Annotated in this window: 8 protein-coding genes and 1 pseudogene; 1 reads left to right on the forward strand and 8 read right to left on the reverse strand. The window is 73.5% G+C overall.

Annotated elements, in window-relative coordinates; genetic code table 11:
• Positions 1 to 135: 135 nt before the first annotated feature.
• Positions 136 to 375: pseudogene (locus LCD35_RS12770) on the reverse strand (aldehyde dehydrogenase family protein); the annotation flags it as partial.
• Between the two features lie 124 nt (positions 376 to 499).
• A complete protein-coding gene (locus tag LCD35_RS12775; RefSeq protein ID WP_224967440.1) occupies positions 500 to 1,303 on the reverse strand; it encodes a sulfite exporter TauE/SafE family protein in 804 nt (267 codons plus the stop codon).
• 93 nt (positions 1,304 to 1,396) lie between these two features.
• Here LCD35_RS12775 and LCD35_RS12780 point away from each other — a divergent pair, with 93 nt between their 5' ends.
• Positions 1,397 to 2,158: a helix-turn-helix domain-containing protein gene (locus LCD35_RS12780; RefSeq protein WP_224967438.1), complete on the forward strand. Its 762-nt coding sequence runs from the start codon at positions 1,397 to 1,399 to the stop codon at positions 2,156 to 2,158.
• A gap of 15 nt (positions 2,159 to 2,173) precedes the next feature.
• Here the strand turns inward: LCD35_RS12780 and LCD35_RS12785 are convergent, their stop codons facing one another.
• The 6 genes from LCD35_RS12785 to LCD35_RS12810 form a co-directional block, all read right to left on the reverse strand.
• Positions 2,174 to 3,409, reverse strand: a complete 1,236-nt coding sequence (locus tag LCD35_RS12785; RefSeq protein WP_224961370.1) for a TerC family protein — start codon at positions 3,407 to 3,409, stop codon at positions 2,174 to 2,176.
• Between the two features lies 1 nt (position 3,410).
• Positions 3,411 to 4,667: an amidohydrolase gene (locus LCD35_RS12790; RefSeq protein ID WP_224967436.1), complete on the reverse strand. Its 1,257-nt coding sequence runs from the start codon at positions 4,665 to 4,667 to the stop codon at positions 3,411 to 3,413.
• Positions 4,668 to 4,757: 90 nt separating this feature from the next.
• The gene (locus tag LCD35_RS12795) at positions 4,758 to 5,399 is read right to left on the reverse strand and encodes a trimeric intracellular cation channel family protein (RefSeq protein WP_224961375.1); all 642 of its coding nucleotides are present in this window, start codon (positions 5,397 to 5,399) and stop codon (positions 4,758 to 4,760) included.
• Between the two features lie 45 nt (positions 5,400 to 5,444).
• Positions 5,445 to 5,798 (reverse strand): MazG-like family protein, encoded by a 354-nt coding sequence (locus LCD35_RS12800; protein ID WP_224961377.1) that lies wholly within the window; start codon positions 5,796 to 5,798, stop codon positions 5,445 to 5,447.
• A gap of 25 nt (positions 5,799 to 5,823) precedes the next feature.
• Positions 5,824 to 6,855: a DUF4185 domain-containing protein gene (locus LCD35_RS12805; protein ID WP_224961379.1), complete on the reverse strand. Its 1,032-nt coding sequence runs from the start codon at positions 6,853 to 6,855 to the stop codon at positions 5,824 to 5,826.
• A gap of 47 nt (positions 6,856 to 6,902) precedes the next feature.
• Positions 6,903 to 7,595, reverse strand: coding sequence for an AI-2E family transporter (locus LCD35_RS12810; protein WP_308016908.1), 693 nt, complete (start codon positions 7,593 to 7,595; stop codon positions 6,903 to 6,905).
• Between the last annotated feature and the right edge of the window lie 114 nt (positions 7,596 to 7,709).

Here is a 7,709-nt window from a genome sequence, read left to right on the forward strand (position 1 = left end):
CCCCCCCCCGCGGGGGGGGCCCCCCCCCCCCGCCCCCCCCCCCCCCGCGGGGGGGGGGGCCCCCCCCCCGCCGGGCCCCCCCCCCCGCGGCCCCCCCCCCCCCCCCCCCCCCCCCCGGGGGCGGGCCGGGCTCAGCGCGGACCAGGACGGGTCGTCGAACGCGGCGCGGGCGGCGGCGACCGCGGCGTCCACGTCGCCCGCGTCGGCGAGGGCGATCTCGGCGAGGTCCTGCTCGGTGGCCGGGTCGACGGCCGGGAACGACGCGCCCGCGCGGGCCTGCCGCCACTCCCCTCCGATGAACAGCCCGTGCGGGCGTGCCAGGAATGCGGGGCGCGGGCGCGGCGTGGACGCGTCGAGGGACAGCGGTGCGGACACGGTTTCCTCCGGTGGTTCGGCGACCGCGCGCTTCGCGGCCGTGCCACGACTCTGCGGCCTGCACGCGGAAACCTCGGAGGTCCGCGGACCCTAGGAATCCCCGACCCACCTTCGAGGATCGCCGTCAGGCGCCGGTGATCACCATCGAGATCAGCACCACCACGAGCAGCACCAGGTACGCCACCGCGTGCACTCGGTCCGGGATCCGCCCGGTCACCCGCTTCGTCACCGCGATCGCGGGCAGCGAACCGCACAGCAGCGCCGCCGCGGCGAGCAGGTCGACGAATCCGATCCGCCCCGCCACGGCCACCGCCGGGGCCCCGGACGCGTACACGGCGGTCCCCGCGAGCGCTATCGGCACGCTCAGCGGGTTCGCCATCGCCGCGGCGTCCGCCATCGGGAAGCCCCGGCGCCGCAGCAGGGGGACGGTCAGCACGCTGCCCCCGACTCCGAGCAGCGCGGCCACCGCGCCGATCCCGGTGCCGCCCGCGGTCGTGGTGGCGCGGCCGAGCGGGCGCGGCGGCACGGCGCGGTCCCGGGAGCCGAGGAACCCGCTGCGGAACAGCCCGTCCACGATGGTGATCGCCAGGTACGCCACGAACAGCAGGTGCAGCACCCCGTCCGGCACCAGCCCGGCCAGCAGCGACCCGAGCACCGCGCCGACCGCGATGAACAGCACCAGCGGCCACAGGTAGTCGCGGCGCAACCGCCCGGCGCGGGCCTGCGCCAGCGTCGCCGACACCGAGTTCACGATCATCACCGCCGTCGAGGTCGCCACCGCCACGTGCATCGCGTCCGCCCCGGAGGTGGCGACGACGAACCCGAACACCACCGGCACGGTCACGAACCCGCCGCCGAAGCCGAACAGCACCGTGGTGACGCCGGTCAGGCAGCCGAAGCAGAACAGCACGAGGAAGGAGGTCAGCACTTCCAGCACGCTAGGCGCCCGGCGCGCCGGCCCGCATTCGTCGTCCGGCCACGTTCCTCCGAGCACTCGCCGAACCGGGCATACCATCGCGGGGTGCGCAACGTGCCGATCGCGGAGCTGGAGGACCTGGACCGGCCGGTGCTGGCGATCGGCACCGACTACCCGCCGGGCCACCTGCTGCCGCTGCACCGCCACCGCCGCGCGCAGCTGCTGTACGGCGCGACCGGGGTGATGCGGGTGGAGACCGCGGACGGCGACTGGACGGTCCCGGCGCACCGCGCGGTGCTCGTCCCCGCCGGGACCGATCACCAGGTGCTGATGAACGGCGTGACCACCCGCAGCCTGTACCTGGAGCCGCGCGCGGTGCCGTGGTTCCCGGACCGGTGCCGGGTCGTGGAGGTGTCGCCGCTGCTGCGCGAGCTGCTGCTGGCCGCGGTGGACGTGGAGCCCGAGTACGACCCGGCCGGGCGGGACGGCGCGCTGGTGGAGCTGGTGCTGCACGAGATCCGGTCGCTGGCGCCGCTGCCGTTCGACCTGCCGCTGCCGCGCCACCCGGGGCTGCGCCGGTTGTGCGAGCGGTTCCTCGCCGCCCCGGACGTGCACGATCCGAGCTCGCGGTGGGCGGCGGAGCTGCACGTCGGCGAGCGCACCTTCAGCAGGCTGTTCCCGGCGCAGACCGGGTCGACCTTCCACGCGTGGCGGCAGCGGGCGTGCGCGCTGCACGCGGTGCGGTCGCTGGCGTCGGGGCGCACCGTCACCTCGGTCGCCGCCGAGCTGGGCTACGGCAACCCGGCGGCGTTCACCACGATGGTCAAGCGGGAGACGGGTTCGGCGCCCAGCGCGTTCCGGCCGTGACGGCTCCGGCCGCGGTCAGCCGGCGCCGGTCGGGTCCCCGTCGGTGCGGTCGCGCCCGGCCCGCTGCTCGTGCACGGCGTCGCGGTGCTTGGCGTGGGCGCGGCGCAGCGAGTCCCGCAGGCCCGGCTCGTCGTGGATCTCGGCCCGGAACTTCGCGGGCAGCGCGTCGAGCCGGCGTTCCTCGTCGAGCAGCTTCTCGTAGGTGCGCTGCCGGGCCGCCGGATCGGTCTCGTAGCCCTCGTCGAGGTACTGCTCGGCGTGCCTGCGGGCCCCGGCGATGGTGTTCTTCGCCCGGCCCCGCGCGCTCAGCAGCGAGGCCAGCACGGTGATCACCAGCACGCCGATGATCACGCCCAGGGACACGCCGGTGCTGATCTCCACGACGTGCACCGGCCGGCCGCCGTTGATGAACGGCACGTTGTTCTCGTGCAGGGCGTGCAGCACGAGCTTGACGCCGATGAACCCGAGGATGACCGCCAGCCCGTACGACAGGTAGATCAGCCGGTCCAGCAGCCCGTCGATGAGGAAGTACAGCTGCCGCAACCCCAGCAGCGAGAACGCGGTGGCCGTGACCACCAGGTACACGTTCTGGGTGAGCCCGAAGATCGCCGGGATCGAGTCGAGTGCGAACAGCAGGTCGGTACCGCCGATGGAGACCATCACCAGCAGCATCGGGGTGAGCATCCGCTTGCCGTCGACGTGGGTGAACAGCTTGTCGCCGTCGTAGTCGTCGCTGGTGTGGAAGAACCGCTTGGCCAGCCGGATGATCACGTTGTCGGCGGTGCGGTCCTCGGACTCCGAGGGCCGCAGCAGGTTCCCCGCCGTGATGAGCAGGACGAGCCCGAACAGGTAGAACACCCATGCGAGGGTGTTGATCAGCGCGGCGCCGATGAAGATGAACCCGGTCCGCGCGAACAGCGAGAACACGATGCCGAACAGCAGCACCTTCTGCTGGTCGGCGTGCGGCACCTTGAAGCTGGAGATGATGATCAAGAAGACGAACAGGTTGTCCACCGACAACGCCTTCTCGGTGACGTACCCGGCGAAGTACTCCGCGCCCATCGTGGTCCCGCCGAAGATCCACACGAGCAGGCCGAACACGATGGCGATGCCGACGTAGAGCGCCGACCACACCGCCGCCTCCCGCAGCCCCGGGGTGTGCGGCTTCCGGACGTGGAAGACGTAGTCGAACAACAGCAGGCCGATGATCACGACGATCGTCAGGATCCAGACGTAACCGGGAACGCTCATCTCAGGCCAGCCAGGCCAGCGCGGCGACGACGAGCGCGCCGGTGCCGGTGCGCAGCGTCGGCTGGAGCACCGGTGCGAAGGTGCCGGAGTGGTTGACCGGGATGTCCTGCGAGACCCGGCCCTCCCTGCTGGCCCGCTCGAACCGATCGGGGTCGGTGCCGCCGAACGCCCAGTACGAGTACGGAGTCCCCCACGCGGCGGGCAGGTCGCCGAAGTCCTCGCTGGCGGTGACCCGCCCGATGTCCTCCACCCGGTCGGCGCCGAAGTGGCCGGTGAGCGCGGCGGTGACCTTCTCGGTGGTGTCGGCGTCGTTGTCGGTGAGAGAGAACCGGGCGAACATCTCGAACTCGGGTTCCCGCGGGGAACGGGACGCCTGGCACTCGGCGCGGACGATGCGCTCCACCGCGTCGAGGACCTGGCTGCGCGTCCGCTCGTCGTAGGTGCGCAGGTTCAGCTCGATGGTCGCCTGGTCCGGGATGACGTTGCTCTTCGTCCCGGCGAGGATGCTGCCGACGGTGAGCACCACCGGGTCGGTGGGCGCGACCTCGCGGGACACGACGGTCTGCAACCGCACCACGATGTGCGCGGCGAGCACCACCGGGTCGACGGTCGCCTGCGGCATCGAGCCGTGCCCGCCGCGGCCGTGCACGGTGATACGCATGCTGTCGGCGGCGGCGAACGTCGGTCCGGCGTGGGTGCCGACGATCCCGGCCGGGTACGGCATCACGTGCTGGCCGAGGGCGACGTCGGGTTTCGGCACCAGGTCCGCCAGCCCGTCGTCGACCATGCCCTGCGCACCGTCGCCGGACTCCTCGGCGGGCTGGAACAGGGCGATGACGGTGCCGCTCCAGTGCTCGGTGTCCGCCGCGAGCAGTTGCGCGGCGCCGAGCAGGCAGGTCACGTGCACGTCGTGGCCGCAGGCGTGCATGACGGGCGAGCCCTCGCCGTCCTCGCCGGAGGTGGCGGTGCTGGCGTAGGGCAGTCCGGTCGCCTCCCGCACCGGCAGCGCGTCCATGTCGGCGCGCAGCAGCACCACCGGGCCGGATCCGTTGCGCAACACCCCGACGACTCCGGTGCCGCCGACGCCGGTGTGCAGCTCGTAGCCCTGCTCGCGGAGCCGTCCGGCGACCTTCTCCGCGGTGCGGTGCTCCTGGTGGGACAGCTCCGGGTGCTGGTGCAGGTCGCGGTAGAAGTCCTCCTGCCAGCTCGTGGCGTCCTCGGCTCCCGCGAGCACGGACGAGACGGGATCGGCGGTCATGGCGGCTCCTCGCTCTGTCGGACTCCCTTGGATTGTGCGCAGCGGCCGGAGCGTTCGCCGGGCGGCGACCGCGGTACTCGGCGCGGCCGGTCAGTCCTGCTCGCGGGAGCCGCGGCCGGGCGCGGTGGGGACGTTGAGCTCGAACACGACGCCGAACATCCGGATCGCGAAGCACACCGGCGCGGCCACCCCCGCCACGACCAGCGGCCCCAGGTCGAGGTGCGCGGCGCCCACCGCGATCCCGGCCCCGACCAGCGCGGGCACCGCGTACAGGTCGCTGACCAGCACGGTCGGCACCTTCCGCAGCATCACGTCGCGCAGCGTGCCGCCGCCGACGGCGGTGAGGCCGCCGAGCAGCACCGCTTGCACTCCGCCGAGCCCGAACTCCAGCGCCTTCGTCGCCCCGGTCACGCAGAACACGCTGAGCCCGATCGCGTCGAACACCACGATGAGCAGGGTGAACCGCTCCAGCGGCAGGCTCAGGAAGAAGGCCACCAGCGCGCCCGCCGCGGCCGCACCCAGGTACGCGAGGTCGCTGAACGTGGCGGGCGGCAACGACTGGATGAGCACGTCGCGCAGGATCCCGCCGCCCAGCGCGGTCATCATCCCCAGCGTCAGCACCCCCACCAGGTCCAACCGCACGGCCCGCACCGCGGTGAGCGCCCCGTTGAGGCCGAACGCGAACGTCCCGACCAGGTCCAGCACCAGCAGCAGCTGCGACGACTCCGCCATCCCAGCAGTGTGCAACCGGGTGCCGCGCCACGGGCACCGGGTGCGCTAGAGCTCGGTGCTCTTGGTGGCGTTGCCGTGGGCGAGGTGGACCGGGTAGCGGGACTCGTTGCGGTCGATCTTGTCGTGCGCGGCCCGGACGAGGTCGATGCCGGTGGCTTCGGCGAACTGCACCAGGTACAGCAGGACGTCGGCGGCTTCGTCGGCGAGCCGCCCGGTCAGCTCGCCGTTCGCGAGCCCGTCGGCGACGGCGGTGTCGTCGAGCCACTGGAGTTCGGCGATCAGCTCCCCCGCTTCGCCGCTGAGGGCCATCGCGAGGTTCTTCGGGGTGTGGAACCGGCCCCAGTCCCGCGCTTCGGCGAAGCCGCGCAGCCGGGACCGGAGCTCTGCGATGCTGTCCATGCGGTCACGGTAGCGGCGGGCGCGATCAGCTCCGCGGGGCGCTCCCGGCGAACTGCATGGCCTTGTACGGCCAGTTCCGCTCGGTGTTCCACTGGCTCACCACGAGGTGCAGGTCGTCGAGCGTGGAGCCGGGCACGATGTAGCCGCCGTAGAGCTGCGCGACCTGCCCGCTGGAGTGGTCCTCACCGGGCCAGGACGAGCCGTGCACGGCGGTCGCGCGCGGCGCCTCGTACAGGTTCGCGGTGGGCACGTCCAGGTTCAGCACGTCGATCCGGTAGTCGCCCGCGTTGAACAGCGACAGCAGCCACCGGCCGCCGACCGGCCGCAGGCACAGCTCGCCGTAGGCACCGGTGAGCGCGATCGTCGGCGGGTTGCCCCACGCCCACCGGCCGTCGCGGAACCCCCAGCCCTCCCAGGCACCGGGATCGGTGATCCGGTCGGCGGGCACCCGGTGCAGCAGCAGGCCCTGGTCGCGGCGGAAACCGGTGGTGAACGCGTACGCGTAACCGTCGTCGCCGAGCCCCCAGGTCAGCATCTGGAACAGTCCGCCGTGCAGGTCGCCGGGCCAGGTGGTGCCGGTGTGCTGCCAGGTCTCGCCGTTGTCGGTGGAGCCGTGCACCTCGGTCCAGTGCACGTTGCCGATCCCCTCGCACACCATGACGTGCAGGTACATCACGTCCCCGACGGTGATCAGGTCGGTGGGGATGACGGTGCTGACGCGCCGCCCCTGGATCACGGAGTCGTGCTGGTACGGCAGCGCTTGCCCGGCGTAGGAGTCGGGCCCGGCGGAGCCGGTCCAGCCGATGCCCGCGGTGGCGGTGCCCGGATCGGCGAACAGGACCACCGGGGAGCGCCAGCCGGGACCGCCGACGCCGGCGCGTTCGAAGGTGTCGCCGAAGACCGACACGATCCGCCCGTCCGGTGCCTGCGCCATCACCCCCAGGTCGGTGCCGCCGATGCCGAACCGGTCCGTCACGCCCGGTCCGGTCAAGTCCTTCACCTTGCGCACCCGCTGGCCGTCCTCTCGGTCCCGCACCGGCCGGTCCGGTGCCGTCACCCGACTGTAGGTGCGCGGGCCCCGGTGATCGCACGCCGGGCGCGGCGCTAATCGGGGTTCGCCGCGTCGGCCGCGGGCTCGGCACCGGCCTGCGCCGGCCACTCGGCACCCGGCTCCGCCGGTGGTTCGGCGCCCTCCGCCGCCGGTTCGGCACCCGGCTCCGGCGGCGGTTCGGCGAGCGCCCGGATGCCCGCGTTGAGCAGCGCGATGACCGGTACCGAGAACACCGCGCCCGCCACTCCCGCGCCGAGGAACCCGGCGGTCACGCCGAGGACGATCGCCAGCGGGTGCAGCCGCACCGCGTGCCCGAGGATCAGCGGCTGCAGCACGTGCCCCTCCAGCTGCATGACGCCGACGACCACCGCGAGCACGATGATCGCGGGCAGCGGCCCGGTCGTGACCAGCGCCATGAGCACCGCGATCGAGCCGGTGATCATCGCGCCGACGTAGGGCACGAACGCGCCGAGGAACACCAGCGCGGCCAGCGCCGCCGACAGCGGTACTCCGACGAGGGCGCAGCCGACGCCGATGCCCACCGCGTCCATCAGCGCCACGGCCGCGCTCGCCCGCACGTAGGCGACCAGCGAGTGGAACGCGTGCTGCCCGGCCACGTCCACCCGGTCCCGCACGTGGGCGGGCACGGCGACCCGCAGCGCGAACCGCCAGATCCGGCCGCCGTCGCGCAGGAAGAAGATCAGCGTGAACAGCGCCAGCAGCAGTCCGCTGCCGACGCTGAGCACGGTCGTGGCGGGGGGGGCCCCCCCCCCCGGGGGGGCCCCCCGGGGGGGGGGGGGGGGGTGGGGGGGGGGGGGGGGCCCCGGCGGCCCCGGGCCCCCGGGGGGGGGCCCCCGGCC

Origin of the sequence: Saccharopolyspora sp. 6V, assembly GCF_020176785.1 — a bacterium.
GTDB lineage: Bacteria > Actinomycetota > Actinomycetes > Mycobacteriales > Pseudonocardiaceae > Saccharopolyspora_C > Saccharopolyspora_C gregorii.